Below are 17,621 nucleotides of genomic sequence, written 5' to 3'. Positions count from 1 at the left end.
AAGCTCTCGACTCCGCTCGAGCAGGGGGGACCCCCATGACGCCGCAGGGCCCGCCCTCCGGGCGGACGACGGGAATGTGACGACAGGACCTAGGGATCGCGCTCCGGGCCTACGCCGAGGGACACGGCAAGGTGCGCTGGGGCGACAAGCGGCCCGCGTACGCCCTGCACGTGGCGGAGATCCTGCGGCTGTTCCCCGACGCGCAGTTCGTCCACCTCGTACGGGACGGCCGGGACTGCGCCGCCTCGCTGCTCCGGATGCCCTGGTGGCACCGGGGATTCGATGAGGCCGTGGCCATCTGGGCACAGGTCGTGGACACCACCCGCACGTACGCGCGCGAACTGGGCCCGGACAGCTGGTACCAACTTCGATTCGAGGACCTCGTGGCCGATCCCGAGAGCCAACTCCGGGGCGTGTGCGGGTTCCTGGGCGAGGAAACGCCCCCGGGACGACCGAGCCGCACCGCTTCGCCGGGATTGGCGGTACCCGCCCGCAAGACCTGGCACCGACGCACCCACGGCGCGCTGGACACCTCACGGGCGGGCGCCTGGACGACCAGACTGACGCCCGATCAAATACGGCTGCGCGAAGCCGTATCGGGCGAACGGCTGACCTCGTACGGCTACGAACTCGCCGGAACCGTCCGCCCCGACCCCGCCGAACTGCTGCGCTACCGACGGGTGGAGGTGCTGCGCCGGGCCGCCCACGCCAAGCGGCGGACGCTGGACCGCCTGGCGCGGGTGCGTGAACCGGGGCCGGTGGCCTGCCGGCCGGTCACGGGGTGAGCTGCGGCGAGGGGCTCGCGCTCTTTGCGTACGGGCGTACGCATCGATGCGTACACTTGTACACATGGGATACGCACTGCTCGCCGGAGCCATCGCCTCCGAGGTGGCCGCCACGACCGCCATGAAGTACAGCGAGGGCTTCAGCAGGCTCTGGCCCTCGCTGGTGACCGTCCTCGGATACGTCATCGCCTTCGTGCTGCTCGCGCAGTGCCTCAAGACCGTCCAGGTCGGCACGGCCTACGCGATCTGGGCCGGCGCCGGCACCGCCGTCATCGCCGCGATCGGCATGGTGTTCCTCGGCGAGGCGCTCAGCTTCACCAAGGTCGCCGGGATACTGCTGATCATCGGCGGGGTCGTGGTGCTGAACCTCGGCGGGGCCCACTGATGGCGGCGCGCCGCTACGACCCCGAGCGGCGGCAGCGGATCATCGACGCGGCGATCCGCGTCGTGGGCGCCAAGGGACTCGCCGGGCTGAGCCACCGCACCGTCGCCGCCGAGGCCGATGTGCCGCTCGGCTCCACCACGTATCACTTCAAGACCCTCGACGAGCTCATGGTCGCCGCGCTGCGCCAGGCGAACGAGGGCTTCGCCAAGGTGATCGCCGCGCGCGGCGCGCTGGAGGACCCCCGGGCCGACCTCGCCGGTGAACTCGCCGGGCTGATGGGCGAGTGGCTCGCGGGCGACCGTACGGGGGTGGAGCTGGAGTACGAGCTCTACCTCGCCGCGCTGCGCCGCCCCGCCCTGCGCCCCGTCGCCGCCGAATGGGTCCAGGACCTCGCCGTACCCCTCGCCCGCCGCACCGACCCCGTCACCGCCAGGGCCCTGGTCGCGCTGGTGGACGGGATCTGTCTGCAGGTGCTGCTGACGGGGGTGTCGTATGACGAGGGGTATGCGCGGGAGGTGTTGGGGCGGGTGATCGGCTGAGGGGGAGGGCTCGGTGCGGGGATGCGCGAGGGGAGAACGGGGTCCCGCGAGGGGCGTACGGGGCGCCCGGCACGTGAGATGGCGGGTGTACCGGTTCGCTCGTGCGCCCCGGGCCGCGTTAGGTTTCACCCATGACCGACACGACTGCTACTCGCACCACCGGCGCCGTCGCCGCCGGCCTCGCCACCCTCACGGCCGACGGCACCGTCCTCGACACCTGGTTCCCCGCGCCCGAGCTGTCCGCCGAGCCCGGCCCGGCCGGCACCGAGCGGCTGTCCGCCGAGCGTGCCGTCGAGCTGCTCGGCGAAGGCGCCGCCAAAGCCGTCGGGCCCGACGCCCGCCGGGGCGTCGAAGTGGTCGCGGTCCGCACGGTCATCGCCTCGCTGGACGAGAAGCCGATCGACGCGCACGACACCTACCTGCGCCTGCACCTGCTCTCGCACCGCCTCGTGCAGCCGCACGGCCAGAGCCTGGACGGCATCTTCGGTCATCTCGCCAACGTCGCCTGGACCTCGCTCGGCCCGGTCGCCGTGGACGACGTCGAGAAGGTGCGCCTCAACGCCCGCGCCGAGGGCCTGCACCTCCAGGTGACGTCCATCGACAAGTTCCCGCGCATGACGGACTACGTCGCCCCCAAGGGCGTCCGGATCGCCGACGCCGACCGCGTCCGGCTCGGCGCGCACCTCGCCGAAGGCACCACCGTCATGCACGAGGGCTTCGTGAACTTCAACGCGGGCACGCTCGGCACGTCGATGGTCGAGGGCCGCATCTCGGCCGGCGTCGTGGTCGGCGACGGCTCCGACATCGGCGGCGGCGCCTCCACCATGGGCACCCTGTCCGGCGGCGGCAACGTCCGCATCACCATCGGCGAGCGCTGCCTGATCGGCGCCGAGGCGGGCGTCGGTATCGCCCTCGGCGACGAGTGCGTGGTCGAGGCGGGGCTGTACGTCACCGCGGGCACCCGCGTGACCATGCCCGACGGGCAGATCGTCAAGGCCCGTGAGCTGTCCGGGGCGTCGAACATCCTCTTCCGCCGCAACTCGGTGACCGGAACCGTCGAGGCGCGGCCGAACAACGCGGTGTGGGGCGGCCTGAACGAGGTTCTGCACAGCCACAACTGATCAGCGGCGGCCGTGACCTGCGGCCGCCTCATCGGTCAATGCTCTGACCCGCTGCTGACCTGCTGCTGAGCTGTCGCAGCTGTCGGCGTCGGTCATCGTCGAGCGCCCTTCCACGGCCCCAGGACGGTCCGGGAGGGCGCTCGTGCGTCGGGGGAGACAGCCGCCTTGTAAGTTGATGCCACCTCTGGATGTCGGCCGGGAACCCGCGTCCTACCTGCCGTCTTCGTCCCGGCCGTCCTCGAAGACGAAGAGCGGTTTCGCGCCGTGTGCGGGTGCTTCGGCGAACGAGATGGCTTCAGTGAAGCGTTCGAGCGGGAACGGCTCGCCCTGGGGGATGCTCAGCACCTCATCAGCGACGAGACTGCGAACCTCGGACAGCGCTCGCAGCGCATCCGCGGGTGAGGCAGTGCCGAACCAGCGGTTCAGCCAGAACCCACGGACTGCTTTGGTCTCGTAGATGACCGAGCGTGCCGACAGCGGGATCGTCAGCGCTGCCGGGTCGGTCTGCCGATGGGTGGAGAGCGCGCCGTAGACCACGACCTCTCCTCCCGGAGCCAGTGCCTGGGACACCTGGGCACCCACATGGCCCGCGACACAGTCGATCGCCTTGCGCACGCCGGCCGATCCTGCAATCTCGGCCACACGCTGCAACAGGTCCTCGTCCTCGGTGCAAATGACCTCGTCACCACCAAGCGCCTTGATCTCCTCGACGGCATCGCGCCGCCGCACGACATTGATCGTGCGCATACCCAGATGTCCGGCCAGCTGAATGACGAGCCGGCCGACGGTGGAGCCCGCGGCCGTCTGCAACAACCATTCACCCGGCTGTACGTCGAGTTCGCGAGTCACCAGTAGCAGCGCGGTCAACGGGTTGACGGCGAGCTGACAGGCGCTGGAGTCGCTCAGATGCTCGGGGACCGGCAGGAGCCTTCGTGTATCGGCAACAAGGTATTCCTGCCACGTGCCGGTCACATGCGGCCCGGGTACCGCCGGGACGGCGACGGCCACCACGCGCTCCCCGATCTTCAGTCCCTCGGTGTCCGGGCCCAGGGCCTCAATACGGCCCACGCATTCCATGTGACCCCCGACGGTGGGAAACCCGGGGGAGAAACCGTAGCGGCCACGCAGCACGTGCAGATCACTGGCGTGAATCGGAGTCGCCTTCACGCGGATCAACGCCTGACCGGCTTCCGGCGTGGGAACAGGACGGGATTCAAGCCGCAGGACATCGGCCGGCTCGCCAACCTTTCCGGCTACGAGAGCGCGCATGGATTGTGGCATGAGTGACCTTTCATCGAGGTCCGTGATCAGGACCGCTCGCCGCAGCGAACCGATCTGAGATCAGGGTGGGCGCACGCCCTGCCAAGTCCGCCGCACGCACCGCACCCGAGAGCCCCTGGAGTCCCCGACATCACGCTAAGCGCCACTGACAGGCTCTGCAATCCAGCCTCCGACGGCTCCCGCGGCGGAGCCGCGGATGCGCAGCCCCCGCGCCCCTTCCAGGGCGCGGGGAACCGCTTCATGAGCTCGTGAGGACGACGAGTTGCCGGGTCGCTCGGGTCATCACGACATAGCGGTCGACCGCTCCTTCGACGCCCTCGCCGAACGTCTTTGGGTCGATGAGGACGACCAGGTCGAACTCGAGCCCCTTCGACAGCTCCGGGGTCAGTGAACGGACGCGGGACGTCTCCCGGAAGGTGGGATCGCCGATGACACAGGCGATGCCGTCCGCATGCGCGGCGAGCCAGGTGTCGAGGACCGAGCTCAGATCCGCGGTGGATCCGTGTACGACGGGAACGCCGCCGCTGCGGATCGAGGTCGGCACATTGGCGTCCGGGAGCACGGCCCGGATGACCGGCTCGGCCTCCGCCATGATTTCTTCCGGCGTCCGGTAGTTGATGCTCAGGGAGGCCGACTCGATCCGGTCGAGCCCGATCCGCTCGAGCTGTTCCCGCCACGACTCCGTGAACCCGTGCCTGGCCTGGGCACGGTCCCCGACGATGGTGAAGCTCCGGGACGGGCAACGGAGCAGCAGCATCTGCCACTCCGCGTCGGTCAGCTCCTGCGCCTCGTCCACGACGATGTGCGCGAACGGGCCGGCGAGCAGGTCCGGTTCGGTGCCGGGCAGCGCGCTCTCGTCGACCAGGGTGTCCTGCAGGTCCCGTCCGTGCAGCATCCCCACCGCGCCTTCGCTCTCGTCGATCACGACGTTCTGCAGCAGGCTGTCGATGACGTCGGCCCTGCGTGCGCGTTCGGCGGCGACGGCGGCTTCGTTACGACGCTTGCGCCGCGCCGCCTCCGGGTCGCCGAGCCGCTGCCGTGCCGCGTCCAGCAGCGGCAGGTCGGACACCGTCCAGGCCTGGGCGTCCTCGCGCCGCAGCCGCCGGACCTCGTCGGGGCCGAGCCAGGGAGCGCACTTGCGCAGGTAGGCGGGTACCGACCACAGGTCCGAGACCAGGTCGGCCGCTTCGAGCAGCGGCCAGGCGCGGTCGAAAGCCGTGAGCAGTTCCCTGTTCCGCAGCAGCGACGTGCGGAGCAGGTCGGCCGAGACGTCGTCGTCATGCGCCGAGGCGTCGTCGTGCTTGTCCACCAGGATCGTGAGCAGTTCCTCCCAGACCTGGTCGCGCGCCTCGTTGTGCGGAGTACCGGGTTCCGCCGCTTCGAACGCCATGGCCCAGTCGTCGGCGCTCAGCCAGATGTCGGACCAGTGGGTCGTGACCGTCATCCCCTTGGTGGGCGGCTCCTCGTAGAACCTCACGGCTGTCTCGATCGCCTTCACCAGATCGGCGGACGACTTCAGGCGAGCCACGTCCGGGTCGGCCTCGATCGTCGCGGCGGCTCCCTCGGCGACGAGATCCCGCAGGATGCAGGTCTGCACGCCCTCTTCCCCGAGGCTGGGCAGGACGTCGGCGACATACGCCAGGTAGGGCCGGTGCGGACCGACGAACAGCACGCCGCCCCGGCGGTGACCGAGGCGCGGGTCGGAGTGGAGGAGGTAGGCGGAGCGGTGCAGAGCGACGACCGTCTTGCCCGTACCCGGACCGCCGTCGACGACGAGAGCGCCGCGGGATCCCGCGCGGATGATGGCGTCCTGGTCGGCCTGGATGGTGCCGAGCACGTCGCGCATCCGCGGCGACCGGTCAGCGCCCAGGCTGGCGATGAAGGCGGACTGGTCGTCGAGCGCGGCGTGGCCGGCGAATCCGTCCGAGGTGAACACCTCGTCCCAGTAGTCGCCGATCCGGCCTCGGGTCCAGCGATACCTGCGGCGGCTCGCCAGACCCATCGGGTCGGCGTGGGTGGCTCCGAAGAACGGCTCGGCCGCGGGGGAGCGCCAGTCGAGCAGCAGCCGACGACCCGTACTGTCCGTGAGGCCGAGCCGTCCGACGTACACGGGCTCGGGGTCGTCCGCGCCGACCATGTGTCCGAGGCACAGGTCCAGACCGAAGCGACGCAGTGCGCGCAGGCGAGCGGTCAGCCGGTGGATCTCCACGTCCCGGTCCATCGCCTGCCGGCCCGCGCCGCCGGGCGCCCTGCGCTCGGCGTCGAGGAGGTCGGTCAGCTCGGCGATCGACTCTTCGAGGCACTCCGCGATGGCCGCGAAGTGTTCTTCGTCGCCGGCGATCAGCGTCGGGTCGGCCTTGGCGGAGAGGCGGTCGGGAAGGTCGAACGCGCTGGTGGTCAGGGGGTTCACGTCGTTGGCTCCGAATGTTCCGAAGGTGAGGTCGCTCGTGACCCTTGCGCGCGGCAAGGCGTCCGGACCGGCGTGTGCGGGTTCTTGTGTTCGGGGTCCTGGCCGGACGGGTCCCGTGGGGTTCACACGGATGCGCGTGGCTCCTCCCGGCTGATCATGTCGAGGAGAAGCTTCGCGGCCACCGTCGTCCCGTCGGTGCGGATCGTGGCGGCCACGGCGGTCGCCCCTACGCGGGTCTCGGGGGCCAGGGCCGTGCCGAGCGCGGCCGACAGGGACTCGAAGGTCGGAGTCGGACCGCCGTGGGCCGCGCCGATGCCCAGCTCGGCGACCCGGGCGGCCCAGTACGGCTGGTCCACGATCTGGGGTACGACCACCTGGGGCGCGCCGGCCCGGGCGGCCGTCGTCGTCGTGCCCGCGCCGCCGTGGTGCACGACGGCGGCCACCCGGCCGAACAGCGCCTGCTGGTTGACCTCACCGACGACGAAACAGTCGTCGGCGTCGTCGATCGGGGCCAGGCCGGCCCAGCCGCGGGCAAGGAGTACGCGGCGGCCCTGCGCGCGGCTCGCTTCAATGGCCACCCGGGCGATGTCCTTCGGGGCGTGCGCGGCCATGCTGCCGAAGCCCACGTACACCGGTGGTGCACCGGCGTCCAGGAACGCCTCCAACCCGGCCGGAAGCGGGCGTTCGTCCGGCAGGATCCACGCCCCGGTCTGCACGAGGTCGAGATCCGTCAGGTCCTGCCACGGGCCCAGGACGGGGTCCGCCGCCAGCCACGGCCGGTCAGTGACCGCGTAGTCACGGACGTTGTCCACCGGTGGCAGGCCGATCACCGCCCGGTGGCTGTTCTCCGCCTCGCCGTACAGCTCGTTCACGCGCTGGGCGTCCTGCTCCCACAGCACCTTGAGGTCGGTCTCCTCCCGCGGGGACGGCCGGCCCGGCCGCGACTGCGGAGGGAAGTGCTGCGACGGCAGTCCGAACGGGTGGAAGCACGCGAACACGTAGCGGATGCCCAGTTTCTCGGCCACCGAGCGCGCGCCGGCCGGCATCAGGCCGGTCGCCAGCAGCGCGTCACACCCCTCGGCCGCCGCGGTGAGCGTCTCGTACCTCGCGGCGACCAGTTCGGGCGCGAGCCGGAACGCGGCCGCTGCCGACGGCGGCCTCTCGCCGGTCACCACCGAGCGCACCGACGGGCCGAGCGGCACCAGCGGCACGCCGACCCGAGCCAGCAGCGCCACGAATTCCTCGTCCGGCGGCGCGCACACCCGCACCTCCGCGCCGAGTTCCCGCAACCGCACCGCGAGTCCCGCCAGCGGTTCGACGTCCCCGCGCGATCCCCATGTCGACAACAGCACACGCACTTTGCGACTCCCCGTGTCCGCAGATTCCGGCTTCGGCCGGTGATTCTGCGGCACGACGGGGGCCTTGCCGCAAGCCCCCCGGTGCGCTATAAGTTGAGAGTGGCAAGGAGTGGGTAACCTCCTTGCCTTCGTCTTTTTCCGTCCGCTCTGGACGGACAACCTCCTTGAGATTGCTCGAGATTGATCGCGGCCCCGGGGCATAGCGGCGGGCGGGCGCACGCGTCACAAGGGGTACAGGGGCGGGCCGTCAGGGCCGCCGGAGCAGACCCTCGGGGAAGACGAAGGTGACGATGGATGCCGAAGCGCAGAAGAGCTTCCGGGAGTTCGTGGCGAATCGGTCGTCCATGCTGTTGAAGACGGCCGTGCTGCTCAGCGGCGGGGACCGGCACGCCGCCGAGGACCTGCTGCAGAACGCCCTGATCAAGGCCGCGGGGCGGTGGCACCGGATCGACGAACCCGAGGCGTACGTACGGCAGGTGCTGTACCGGCAGCAGGTGAGCCGCTGGCGGCTGAAGTGGCCCCGGCGCGAGCTGAGCGTCGCCGAGCCGCCCGAGGGCGCGTTCCACGACGCGGACGCCTCGTCCGTCGCGGAGCTGCGGGTCGTGATGCGGGGGGCGCTGGCCCGGCTCACCGCCCGGCAGCGCACCGTGCTCGTCCTGCGCTTCTTCGAGGATCTGCCCGAGGCCGACGTGGCCCGGCTCCTCGGCTGCTCCGTCGGGACCGTACGGTCCACCACCCACCGCTCGCTCGCCCGGCTGCGCGCCCTCGCCCCCGAACTGGCCGCACTCGGCCGGGGCGGCGACGAGCGGCCGTCGTCCCGTGACTTCTTGCCGCTGGAGGTGCGCCCGTGAACGTCGACGACCTCGTCCGAGACTCCTTCCACGAGCAGGTCGCGGATGTCGCCCCGCCGCCCGTGGACTTCGCCGACCGGGTACTGGCCGTCCGACGGCGCCGCCGGATCCGTACAATCGCCTCTGTCGCCGTGGCCACCGCCGCCGCGGTCGCCGTCGCGGTGCCCGTGCTGGACACTGGCAAGGACGACGTACGCCCGGCGAACGTCCTGAACGAGAACGACATCGTCGCCCACCCCGACCAGACCCCACCGCGCGACCTGATCGCGGCCGGGGGAGTCGCGCTGGCCGCGTACTACACCACCACGGGAGTCAAGCAGTCGGCCGACCGTCACATCAACGTCCGCACGTACTGGCTCCTCGACGTGCGGACGCACAAGTACAAGAAGACCACGAAGTGGTCCTTTGTCGCGGTCGCCCCCGGCCTGCGGACCGCCGCCGTCCTGGAGCGGGACCTGCCCGCCCGGCGGATCGGCCTGCTCGACCTGCGCACCGGCGAGGTCGAGCGCTGGATTCCGGTCGACCACACGGTCGGCGGGGTCGCATTCTCGCCCGACGGCCGCAAACTCGTCGCGACGACCTACAAGACGAACCCCGACCTGCAGGCCACGGTGACGGACAACCAGGCCACCTACCAGGAGCCGGGCCGGACCGGCTTCTACGTCGTCGACGTCGCGTCCGGCACGGCGTCCTGGAGCAAGGTCCCGTCCGGCGGCGGCTCCGACATCAACGTCCGTCAGGACTTCGGCTTCAGCCGCGACGGCAAACTGGTCTACAGCGGGGTCACCACCGCACCCGGCCAGCGCTTCTACGACTTCCAGGGCAACGAGGTCGCGACGCCCGACAACGAGAGGCACCTGCCCTGGTACGTCGACGCACGGCTGTCCCCGGACGGCAGACTCGCCGCGGGCGACTTCGCGGGCGGGAAGAAGACCACCGCCTCCGAGATCCTGGACCCCGCCACCGGCAAGCGGATCACCACCGTACGCGGGCAGCAACTGCTCGCCTGGGTCGACAACAAGCGCCTGATCGCCTGGGACATCACGCCCGGCTCGAACGAGTTCCACAACCGGCTCGTGGTCGTCGCCCTGGGCAGCGACAAGGAGGTACCGCTGAGCGGATTCCGGGGCGGCCAGGACGGTGCCGCCGGGCGCTGGACACCTGTCTTCGCCAGGCGCTGATCAGGCGGCCGCCAACTCCTCGTACGCCGCCAGCAGTCCGTCGGTCACCTCCCGGCCGGCGGGCCGCAGCGGCGGGCGGACCGGACCCGCGGGCAGGCCGAGCCGGCCGAGCAGGGCCTTGGCCGTGACCGTGCCGGGCAGTCCCGACGACATCATCAACTCGATGAGCGGGACGGCGCGTTGTTGCCGACGGGCCGCCTCCGCCGTGTCCCCCGCCTCGAACGCGTCGAGGATCGCGCGGAAGGGGCCGGGGGCCGCGTTCGCCACCGTGCTGATGTACCCGGTCCCGCCGACCGCCCGCAGCGCGAGCACCTGCTCGTCACAGCCCGCGTAGTACGCCAACTCCGTGCGGGCCAGCACCTTCTGGGTGCCGAGGAGGTCGTACGCGCAGTCCTTGACGGCCACGATCCGGGGGTGCTCGGCGAGCCGGATCAGGGTGTCGGGCTCGATACGGGTGCCGGTGCGGCCGGGAATGTCGTACAGCGTGAGCGGCAGGCCGGTGGCGTCGGCGATCTCCCGGAAGTGCGCCTCGACGGCGTCCTGCGGAGGCTTGCTGTAGTACGGCGTCACGACCAACAGGCCGTCCGCGCCCGCCTTTTCGGCCGACAGGGCCAGTTCGACGGTGTGCCGCGTGTCGGCGGTGCCGACGCCCGCGACGATCGCGGCCCGGTCGCCGACCGCCTCGCGCACGGCGCGTACGAGCGCGGACTTCTCGGCGTCCGTCGTGGTCGGGGACTCCCCCGTGGTGCCGGACAGGACCAGACCGTCGCAGCCCGCGCGGACCAGCCGGTCGGCGAGCCGCCCCGCCCCGTCGAGGTCGAGCGCGCCCGCCTCGGTGAAGGGCGTGACCATCGCGCAGAGCGCACGGCCGAACGGAGGAGTGGAGGAAGAGGCGGAGGGAGGGGCGGAGAGGGCTGAGGTCGTCATGCGAGTAGTCTCGGCAGCTCCACCGTGAAGCTCCACTTAATTCTTCTACGAGGTAAAGGGAAGCATTGCTACCAGGTGGCTGCTTTCGCGAGGCCCTGGTGCCAACCCGGCCCCTCATGGGTCACCATGGCGAGGACGGAAGTCGACGGCAGATCGCGGGAGGCGTCATGAGGCTGGGCAAGGCACTCGCCACCGGAGTCGCGGAAGAGCGGACTCGCGCGGACGAAGACAATCTCCAACTTCCCGAGGAACTCCCCGAGGAAATCGAGGAGCTGGAGGCGTCCGTGCCCGAAGAGGTCCCGGTCGCCCGATGAGGCTGCGGCTCCCCGAGGAACGACCGACGGAGCCGCCGACCGGATACAAGATCGCCCACCCGGTGCTGTCCCAGGACGGCACCCGGGCCGGGTTCACCGGCGTCTCGCTGGGCGGCGCGGTGCCGTACGGAGTGCTGGACGAGGCGCGCTGCGTCTACGGGCTGAGGCACCGGTCGCCGCACCGCCGCTGCGACTGCGGCTTCCACTGCGTGCACGACACGGCTACGGCCGAGGCCATGCTCTGCACCGCCGAGCACCGGGCGGCCGTCCTCCTGGAGGTCTCCGTCCTCGGCGCCTACATCCGCTTCGAACAGGGCTTCCGCTACGCCCGCCAGCGGGTGCGGAGCGCGACGGTCGGTCCCTGCGCGTGCGGCGCGGTGGCCGCCGCGCTCGCGGACGCGGGCTGGGGGCGCCCCGGCTGGCGCGCCCTCGCGGCGGCCTGCGCGGGCTGCGTACGCGGTCGTACGTCCCTGTCGTTGGCGGGGTTCGCGCGGCTGGCCGGTGACGGGCTGCGGGTCCGCGCCGGGAGCGGGGCCGTGGTCGGGGATCTGCCCGCCGGGCTCGGGGTGTCCGAACTCGTCGCCGAGGCGGCACTGCTGCAGGCCCGGCTGGACTGGTTCCAGACCCAGCTGGCACGTCTCGACGAGGGCGGGCCGCAGGGCTGAGGCGCGGCGGTCGACGAGTCTTCGCGGCCCCTTCTCCGACAACTTGACCCGTCTGGACAAAAAAAGTGTTCGGTGAGACGGTGGAGTCATGTTGGACGTGACCGTCATCGAGGATGCCGAGGCAGCCGCCGTCTCGCTCGACCCCATACGGGCCCGGCTGCTGGCCGAGCTCGCCGCCGGACCCGCGTCGGCCGCCATGCTGGCCGGAAAGGTCGGGCTGCCGCGGCAGAAGGTGAACTACCACCTGAAGGCGCTGGAGCGGCACGGACTGGTCGAGCTCGCGGGCGAGCGTCGCAAGGGCAATGTCACCGAGCGGCTGATGCGCGCGACGGCGTCGTCGTACGTCATCTCGCCACTCGCCCTCGCCGCCGTACAGCCCGACCCGGACCGCTTCCGGGACCAGCTCTCGGCCCGCTGGCTGCTCGCCGTCGGTGCCCGGCTGGTCAGGGACGTGGGGGCGCTGATCACCGGCGCGGCGAAGGCCCGCAAGCGGCTCGCCACCTACGCGCTCGACGGTGAGGTGACCTTCGCCTCCGCCGCCGACCGCGCCGCGTTCATCGAGGAGCTGACGCAAGGGGTCGGCGCGCTCATCCGCAAGTACCACGACGGGAACGCGGAGGGTGGGCGCGACCACCGGATCGTCGTCGCCGTCCACCCGACGCTCAAGCCGGAAGCCACCGCACAGCCGGAAGCCACCGCACAGCCGGAAGTCATCGTCACGCCGGAAGTCACCGTCGAGGCGGCGGCCGCCGCGACGCCGCAGACCCCCCTCGCGGTGGCCCCGGCCCCGCCCGACCAGGACTGAACCACAGGAGAACCCCCACCATGTCCAAGGAATTCGAGATCGCCCGCGAGTTCGAGGTCGATGCCACCCCGGAGCAGATGTGGGAGGCGATCACCACCGGTACCGGCGGCTGGCTGTGGCCGATGGAGTTCGAGCCGCGCCAGGGCGGGACCGGGCCCTTCGGCTCCACGCTCACCAACTGGGACCCGCCGCACCGCCTCACCAGCCTGGTCGAGGACGTCGAGGGCATCTCCCAGCAGACCCTCAACCAGATCGACGAGACCATCGAGCCGCGTGACGACGGCCGCCGGTCGTGGGTGCGGTACGTGCACAGCGGCATCTTCGTCGAGGACTGGGACAACCAGTACGACGGCGCGAGCAAGCACACGGACTTCTATCTGCACACCCTGCGCGAGTACGTGACGCACTTCGCGGGGCGCCCGGTCGCCTTCGCCACCTTCGACGGGCCCGGCGCGTCCACGGCGTCCGACGCCTTCGCCGCCGTCGGGCGGGCGCTCGGCCTCGCGGACGACACGGCCGAGGGCGCGCGGGTGCGGGCCCGCGGACCCGAGGGGCAGCTCCTCGACGCCGTGGTCGACTACCGCAACCCGTACTTCATCGGGCTGCGCACCGACAACGCCCTCATCCGCTTCTTCGGGCGCAACCACTGGGGCGCCCCGGTCGGCATGAGCGTCCACGACTTCGCGTCCGACGCCGACGCCGAGCACAACGAGACCGCCTGGAAGGGCTGGCTGAACGAGACGTTCGCCGCCTGACCTCGGGCAAGGGACGCCTGACCTCGGGCAAGGGAAGAGCCCGGCCCCCCGGACGACGGGGCCGGGCTCTTCTCATTTCGGGGCTGTGGCCTCATCCACAGCCCCTGCAGACCTACGGCCGGAACCGCAGTACCTGCGGGTCGTGGTCGCTGATCTGGTCGGAGAACTCCGAGTTGACGTGCACGCTGTCGTAGTCGAAGTCGCAGTCCTTGCGAATCGACGGGCTGACCAGAATCTGGTCCAGGACCTGCTGGTTGCCCTGGTAGTCGTACGTGTAACGCTCGCTCTTCGGCAGCGACTTGATCGCGGACCAGAGCTCGCCGTCACCCTCGAGGATCTTGGTGGTGTCCGAGAACTCGAAGTCGTTCATGTCACCGAGGGCGAGCACGTCGGCGTTCTTCTGGGCCTTGAGGATCTCGTTGACGAAGGAGTTCACCGCCGTCGCCTGCAGATGACGCTGGGTCTCCGAGCTGCGGGCCGGGGGCTGGTACTGCGCGGTCAGCCCCTGGTCGCCGCCCTTGGAGTTGAGGTGGTTGGCGATCACGAAGACCGTCTTGCCACGGAAGACGAACTCGCCGGCCAGCGGCTTGCGGCTGGACGTCCAGGCCGTGTTGGCCGGGTCGATCCGGCCGGGGGAGGCCGTCAGCTGGGCCTTGCCGTGCACCTTGGTGACACCGACGGCGGTCGTCGAGTCGCCGCCCGCGCGGTCCGTGAAGGAGACCCGCTCCGGGTTGAAGAGGAAGACCTGGCGGATGTTGCCGCCGGGCTCGCCGCCGTCCTTGTCGTTGACCGGGTCTATGGAACGCCAGTCGTACTTCGGGCCGCCCGCCGCGACGATCGCGTCGATCAGCTTGTTCACCGTCTGGTCGGCGGCGACCGTGCCGTCGTCCGTGGCGCCGTTGTTGTCCTGGATCTCCTCCAGGGACACGATGTCGGGCGACTGGAGGTTGTTCACGATCGCGGCCGCGTGGGCGGCGAACGTGCCGTCGCCCGGGTCCAGGTTCTCGACGTTGTACGTCGCCACGGCCAGCTCGCCGCGCGACTGCTTGCGGGTCGTCTCGCGCTGCAGGCCGCCCTTCTCCAGGGTGCCCAACTGGCTCGCGACGAGCGTGTAGCCGCCGAACTGGTTGTAGTCGAGCGGGCCCGCGGTGGTGCCGGCGAGCTCGTCGCCGACGTTCGCGACGGGGAAGTCAGCGGTCGCGCCGAGGGACTGGATCTGCAGGCGGCCGGTGTTCTGCGAGGTGTACGCGCCGTAGATCGTGCCGCCGCGGTGGGTGGGGTGCTCGTGCGGCTTCACCGTGACCCACAGCTCGCTGTACCGGTCGGTGGCGGTGACCACGCGGGCGTCGGCGACCTGGACGTTCATGCCCTCGAGGGACTCGTAGTAGTCCAGGGCGTACTTCGTCGGCTCCAGGGTGAGCGCGTTGATCGAGCCGCTCGCGGCCGTGTCACCGGCGGGGCTGTAGGCGGTCGGCACGGAACGGCTGTTGACGACCGTGGGCGCGGGGACCGCGTTGCCGGACGACAGCACGGTGATCGTCGGCTTGGTGATCTCCGTCAGCGACTGGTTGCCGGAGGAGGCGCCGCCGGGCACGTACTCCGAGACGGTGCCCGTGACGGTGACCGAGTCGCCGACGGCGACCTTCGGAGTGGAGCTGGTGAAGACGAAGACGCCCTCACTGGTGGCCGGGTTGTCGTCCGGGGTCGGGTCCTGGATCCAGAAACCCCGGGACGAACCGTAGGTCCGCAGGGCCGTGACGATGCCCGCCACGTCCGTGACCTTCTGGCCCGCGTAGGGGGACGTCCGGGTGGTGCCCTGGATGTCGTGGATGTGGACGGTGTCCGCGTGGGCGGGTGCGGTCAGCACCACGGCGGAGACGGTGGAACAGACCGCGGCTACGGTCAGCGCGCCGATGCGCGCGGTTCTCTTGCTCGGCAAGGGAATCCCTCCGGGGACTTACATGAACGCCGGGACGAGGGTGGAGCGTGTGGGGTAGCGCGACCTGTGTGCGGGCCGGTGACGCGCGTAGAAGCTGGTGGGACGGGTGCCCCTTTGAACTTCTACGCGCGTCAATCTCGTGTGTGGGAAGGGGAGTTGTCAAGGATGGAGTGATGTACAACTCCTGACAGGGACATGAACCGGGCGGCATGGGTGGAAATCCGTCTAGGCTGAGCCGTCGAAGCGGTTTTCCGGTCCGGCGTCCGGACCCTCGGGTCCGGGGGCGGTCCGCGGGGCGCGCGGGATGTCCTGCGGGACGATGTCCTTGTGGGCTCGGTGGACGTACCGCTGGGGCGGGCGGATGCGCTGCCGGGTCCCGGTGGGTGATCTGCCGGACCCCGGTGGATGTCACGCTTGTTCCGCTCGGCATGCTTGTTCCGCTTGTACTGCTTTTCCTGCTTGTCATGCTTGGTCGGTCCCGCCGGTCGGGTCGCCCGGTTCCGCTCGTTCGGGCCGTTCGATCCCGCTGTTCGGGTCCTGATTGTTCGGAGGAGAACCCAGCCGATGTCAGAGAGCTCCCCCTTGCCGCCGGTGCGGCTGACGTCCGAAGCGGAGCTGGCGCGGGACGCGCTCGCCACACCGCTGCTCTCCCGCGCCGCACGGCTGGCCCGCTGGGCCGGCCCGGACATGCGGGTCGGCGCCGGGGGCGAACTCGTCGAGGAACAGCTTCCCGGGGCGGCCGACGTGCTCGGGCTCACCGGCGACGACGCGGCGGCCCTCGCCAGCGAGGCCTGGCGGGTGGCCGTGGACACTGGGCTCGTCGAGATCGTGGACGAGGAGGAGGGCACGGTCGCCGCGGGCGCGGACCTCGCGCTGCTCACCTCCGGAGCGCCGCAGGACGTCCTCGGGGTGTGGCTCACCGCCCTGGAGACCGTACTGGCCGACGCGAGCGTGCCCGACCTCGACGAGCTCGTCGACGCGATGGACGGCGGCGGGGAGATCGACTTCTCCTCGCTGGACTGGGACCCCGAGGCCGAGGCCGAGTTCCTGGACGGAGTGCTCGGCAATCTGTATCTGCTGAGTGTGAGCGAGGGCGGGGCGGGCGAAGGTCCGGTACCGCTGCCGGCCCTCGCCGCGTCCATGATCGTGCCCGACGACATGGGGGAGCCCACCAATGACGTACTGGAGCAGGTGTCGGACGCGATGATGCGGCTCGACGACCAGTTCCGGCTGCTCGAACCCGTCGGTCTCGTCGACTTCCAGCCGGTCGACGAGACACTGATGGCGGACACCGACGAGGAGTCCTCGGCCGCCGCCGACGACGTCTCGCGGTACGGGATGGTACGGCTGACACCCCTCGGCCTGTACGGGGTGCGGGCGCGGCTGCTGGAGTCCGGCCTCGCCGCCCCCGCGGTGGGCGACCTCGCGGACAAGGGCGCGGACGCGCTGCTGGACGGCACCGCCACCTTCCCGCCGACCGCTGCCCGGGCCGAGACCGAGCAGTGGCTCGCCCGACGTGAACCCCTCACCGCCGCCCGGGAGTTGCTCGCCGCGGCGCGCGGGGGCGATGTCGGGGCGCCGCTGCGCCGGCTGCACTGTCAGCAGGCGCTCTCGCTCGTCGGTCTGGAGGCCGAGCCCGCGCTGCGCGAGGTCCTCGACGACGCCGAACTGGGCGGACTCGCCCGGGTCTGGCTCTCCGAACACGGCGCCGCCGACGTGCCCCCGCCGTCCGAGGCGATGATCTTCTGGCTCACCATCGACACGATCGCCGCGCAGCTCGCCGCCGAGGGCAACTCCGCCGAGCTGCAGGGACTGGTCGAGGGGCTTGCCCAGCAGCACGGCGGCTTCTTCGCCGCGGCCTGGCGCGTCGGCCACCCGGCCACCCCGGACGTCCTGGAGGCGATGGGCCGCCTCCACCCCGACAAGAAGGTCGCCAAGGAGGCCCGTAAGGCCGCGTTCAAGGCACGCTCGCAGCAAGGGGGTTGAGCGGGGCGGGGCCGGTCGCGGGGGCTTCCTTTGCCCCGGCCCCGAGAGGGCGCTCGTTCCTCGGCCCCGGGAGAGCTTCGCCCAATCCTCGACCCCGGCGGGCTTCACCCGTTCCCCAGCCCGGGAGGGGTGCTTCCTTGGCCCCGGTGGGGGTTTGCCTGTTCCTCGGTCCTGAGGGGGGTGCTCGTTCTTGGGCCCGGTGGGGCTTTGCCCGATCCGCAGCCCCGGGAGGGGTGCTTCCTTGGCCCCGGTGGGGGTTTGCCTGTTCCTCGGTCCTGAGGGGGGTGCTCGTTCTTGGGCCCGGTGGGGCTTTGCCCGT

General features: G+C 71.1%; 16 protein-coding genes. 11 read left to right on the top strand and 5 right to left on the bottom strand.

All coding sequences use genetic code 11. The annotated features are described in order from the left end of the window. Positions 1 to 131: 131 nt before the first annotated feature. The 4 genes from ACFVWD_RS48455 to dapD all read left to right on the top strand — a co-directional run bounded on the left by ACFVWD_RS48455 (position 132) and on the right by dapD (position 2,830). On the top strand, positions 132 to 785 hold the full coding sequence (locus tag ACFVWD_RS48455; protein WP_389604800.1) for a sulfotransferase family protein: 654 nt from the start codon (positions 132 to 134) through the stop codon (positions 783 to 785). 46 nt (positions 786 to 831) lie between these two features. Next, complete coding sequence (locus ACFVWD_RS48450) at positions 832 to 1,170, top strand: multidrug efflux SMR transporter (protein ID WP_144315310.1); 339 nt, start codon at positions 832 to 834, stop codon at positions 1,168 to 1,170. Then, complete coding sequence (locus ACFVWD_RS48445; RefSeq protein ID WP_389604798.1) at positions 1,170 to 1,709, top strand: TetR/AcrR family transcriptional regulator; 540 nt, start codon at positions 1,170 to 1,172, stop codon at positions 1,707 to 1,709. Before ACFVWD_RS48450 ends, ACFVWD_RS48445 begins: the two co-directional genes overlap by 1 nt. Positions 1,710 to 1,840: 131 nt before the next feature. Then, positions 1,841 to 2,830: a 2,3,4,5-tetrahydropyridine-2,6-dicarboxylate N-succinyltransferase gene (gene dapD / locus ACFVWD_RS48440; protein ID WP_389604797.1), complete on the top strand. Its 990-nt coding sequence runs from the start codon at positions 1,841 to 1,843 to the stop codon at positions 2,828 to 2,830. A gap of 210 nt (positions 2,831 to 3,040) precedes the next feature. Here dapD and ACFVWD_RS48435 read toward each other — a convergent pair whose 3' ends face one another. From ACFVWD_RS48435 to ACFVWD_RS48425, 3 genes are all read right to left on the bottom strand, one after another. Next, positions 3,041 to 4,099 carry a zinc-dependent alcohol dehydrogenase family protein gene (locus ACFVWD_RS48435; protein ID WP_389604795.1) on the bottom strand — a complete coding sequence of 353 codons (1,059 nt, stop codon included), beginning with the start codon at positions 4,097 to 4,099 and terminating at the stop codon, positions 3,041 to 3,043. Positions 4,100 to 4,349: 250 nt separating this feature from the next. Then, positions 4,350 to 6,521: an RNA polymerase recycling motor ATPase HelR gene (helR, locus tag ACFVWD_RS48430; protein ID WP_389604793.1), complete on the bottom strand. Its 2,172-nt coding sequence runs from the start codon at positions 6,519 to 6,521 to the stop codon at positions 4,350 to 4,352. A 122-nt stretch (positions 6,522 to 6,643) separates the two neighbouring features. Then, positions 6,644 to 7,879: a glycosyltransferase gene (locus ACFVWD_RS48425; RefSeq protein ID WP_389604792.1), complete on the bottom strand. Its 1,236-nt coding sequence runs from the start codon at positions 7,877 to 7,879 to the stop codon at positions 6,644 to 6,646. Positions 7,880 to 8,169: 290 nt separating this feature from the next. Here ACFVWD_RS48425 and ACFVWD_RS48420 point away from each other — a divergent pair, with 290 nt between their 5' ends. Beyond that, on the top strand, positions 8,170 to 8,730 hold the full coding sequence (locus ACFVWD_RS48420; RefSeq protein WP_389604790.1) for a SigE family RNA polymerase sigma factor: 561 nt from the start codon (positions 8,170 to 8,172) through the stop codon (positions 8,728 to 8,730). Next, the gene (locus ACFVWD_RS48415) at positions 8,727 to 9,911 is read left to right on the top strand and encodes a WD40 repeat domain-containing protein (protein ID WP_389604788.1); all 1,185 of its coding nucleotides are present in this window, start codon (positions 8,727 to 8,729) and stop codon (positions 9,909 to 9,911) included. The genes ACFVWD_RS48420 and ACFVWD_RS48415 overlap by 4 nt, the downstream gene beginning before the upstream one ends. On the opposite strand, the gene dapA is transcribed toward ACFVWD_RS48415, so the two are convergent. Beyond that, positions 9,912 to 10,838, bottom strand: coding sequence for a 4-hydroxy-tetrahydrodipicolinate synthase (gene dapA, locus ACFVWD_RS48410; RefSeq protein ID WP_389604787.1), 927 nt, complete (start codon positions 10,836 to 10,838; stop codon positions 9,912 to 9,914). It lies immediately after the preceding gene. Between the two features lie 167 nt (positions 10,839 to 11,005). On the opposite strand from dapA, the gene ACFVWD_RS48405 reads away from it, so the two are divergent. The 4 genes from ACFVWD_RS48405 (at position 11,006) to ACFVWD_RS48390 (ending at position 13,377) form a co-directional block, all read left to right on the top strand. After that, positions 11,006 to 11,152, top strand: a complete 147-nt coding sequence (locus ACFVWD_RS48405) for a hypothetical protein (protein WP_389604785.1) — start codon at positions 11,006 to 11,008, stop codon at positions 11,150 to 11,152. Beyond that, positions 11,149 to 11,817, top strand: coding sequence for a hypothetical protein (locus tag ACFVWD_RS48400; RefSeq protein WP_389604783.1), 669 nt, complete (start codon positions 11,149 to 11,151; stop codon positions 11,815 to 11,817). The genes ACFVWD_RS48405 and ACFVWD_RS48400 overlap by 4 nt, the downstream gene beginning before the upstream one ends. Before the next feature lie 88 nt (positions 11,818 to 11,905). After that, positions 11,906 to 12,622, top strand: a complete 717-nt coding sequence (locus ACFVWD_RS48395; protein ID WP_389604782.1) for an ArsR/SmtB family transcription factor — start codon at positions 11,906 to 11,908, stop codon at positions 12,620 to 12,622. A gap of 20 nt (positions 12,623 to 12,642) precedes the next feature. After that, positions 12,643 to 13,377 carry an SRPBCC domain-containing protein gene (locus ACFVWD_RS48390; RefSeq protein WP_389604780.1) on the top strand — a complete coding sequence of 245 codons (735 nt, stop codon included), beginning with the start codon at positions 12,643 to 12,645 and terminating at the stop codon, positions 13,375 to 13,377. A gap of 112 nt (positions 13,378 to 13,489) precedes the next feature. Here ACFVWD_RS48390 and ACFVWD_RS48385 read toward each other — a convergent pair whose 3' ends face one another. Continuing rightward, positions 13,490 to 15,316 carry an endonuclease/exonuclease/phosphatase family protein gene (locus ACFVWD_RS48385; RefSeq protein WP_389604778.1) on the bottom strand — a complete coding sequence of 609 codons (1,827 nt, stop codon included), beginning with the start codon at positions 15,314 to 15,316 and terminating at the stop codon, positions 13,490 to 13,492. Between the two features lie 564 nt (positions 15,317 to 15,880). Between ACFVWD_RS48385 and ACFVWD_RS48380 the strand changes: the two genes are divergently transcribed. Beyond that, complete coding sequence (locus ACFVWD_RS48380) at positions 15,881 to 17,302, top strand: hypothetical protein (protein ID WP_389604776.1); 1,422 nt, start codon at positions 15,881 to 15,883, stop codon at positions 17,300 to 17,302. Positions 17,303 to 17,621: the final 319 nt, after the last annotated feature.

Origin of the sequence: Streptomyces sp. NPDC058086 (assembly GCF_042885015.1) — a bacterium.
Lineage (GTDB): Bacteria > Actinomycetota > Actinomycetes > Streptomycetales > Streptomycetaceae > Streptomyces.
This window is presented reverse-complemented; position numbering and strand designations above follow the sequence as displayed.

Bases quoted from the DNA above. Each gene is read 5' to 3' on its own strand.
- ACFVWD_RS48450 (WP_144315310.1), top strand. From the start codon at position 832: ATGCGTACACTTGTACACATGGGATACGCACTGCTCGCCGGAGCCATC.
- ACFVWD_RS48445 (WP_389604798.1), top strand. From the start codon at position 1,170: ATGGCGGCGCGCCGCTACGACCCCGAGCGGCGGCAGCGGATCATCGAC.
- dapD (WP_389604797.1), top strand. From the start codon at position 1,841: ATGACCGACACGACTGCTACTCGCACCACCGGCGCCGTCGCCGCCGGC.
- ACFVWD_RS48435 (WP_389604795.1), bottom strand. From the start codon at position 4,099: ATGCGCGCTCTCGTAGCCGGAAAGGTTGGCGAGCCGGCCGATGTCCTG.
- ACFVWD_RS48420 (WP_389604790.1), top strand. From the start codon at position 8,170: ATGGATGCCGAAGCGCAGAAGAGCTTCCGGGAGTTCGTGGCGAATCGG.
- dapA (WP_389604787.1), bottom strand. From the start codon at position 10,838: ATGACGACCTCAGCCCTCTCCGCCCCTCCCTCCGCCTCTTCCTCCACT.
- ACFVWD_RS48405 (WP_389604785.1), top strand. From the start codon at position 11,006: ATGAGGCTGGGCAAGGCACTCGCCACCGGAGTCGCGGAAGAGCGGACT.
- ACFVWD_RS48400 (WP_389604783.1), top strand. From the start codon at position 11,149: ATGAGGCTGCGGCTCCCCGAGGAACGACCGACGGAGCCGCCGACCGGA.
- ACFVWD_RS48395 (WP_389604782.1), top strand. From the start codon at position 11,906: ATGTTGGACGTGACCGTCATCGAGGATGCCGAGGCAGCCGCCGTCTCG.
- ACFVWD_RS48390 (WP_389604780.1), top strand. From the start codon at position 12,643: ATGTCCAAGGAATTCGAGATCGCCCGCGAGTTCGAGGTCGATGCCACC.
- ACFVWD_RS48380 (WP_389604776.1), top strand. From the start codon at position 15,881: ATGTCAGAGAGCTCCCCCTTGCCGCCGGTGCGGCTGACGTCCGAAGCG.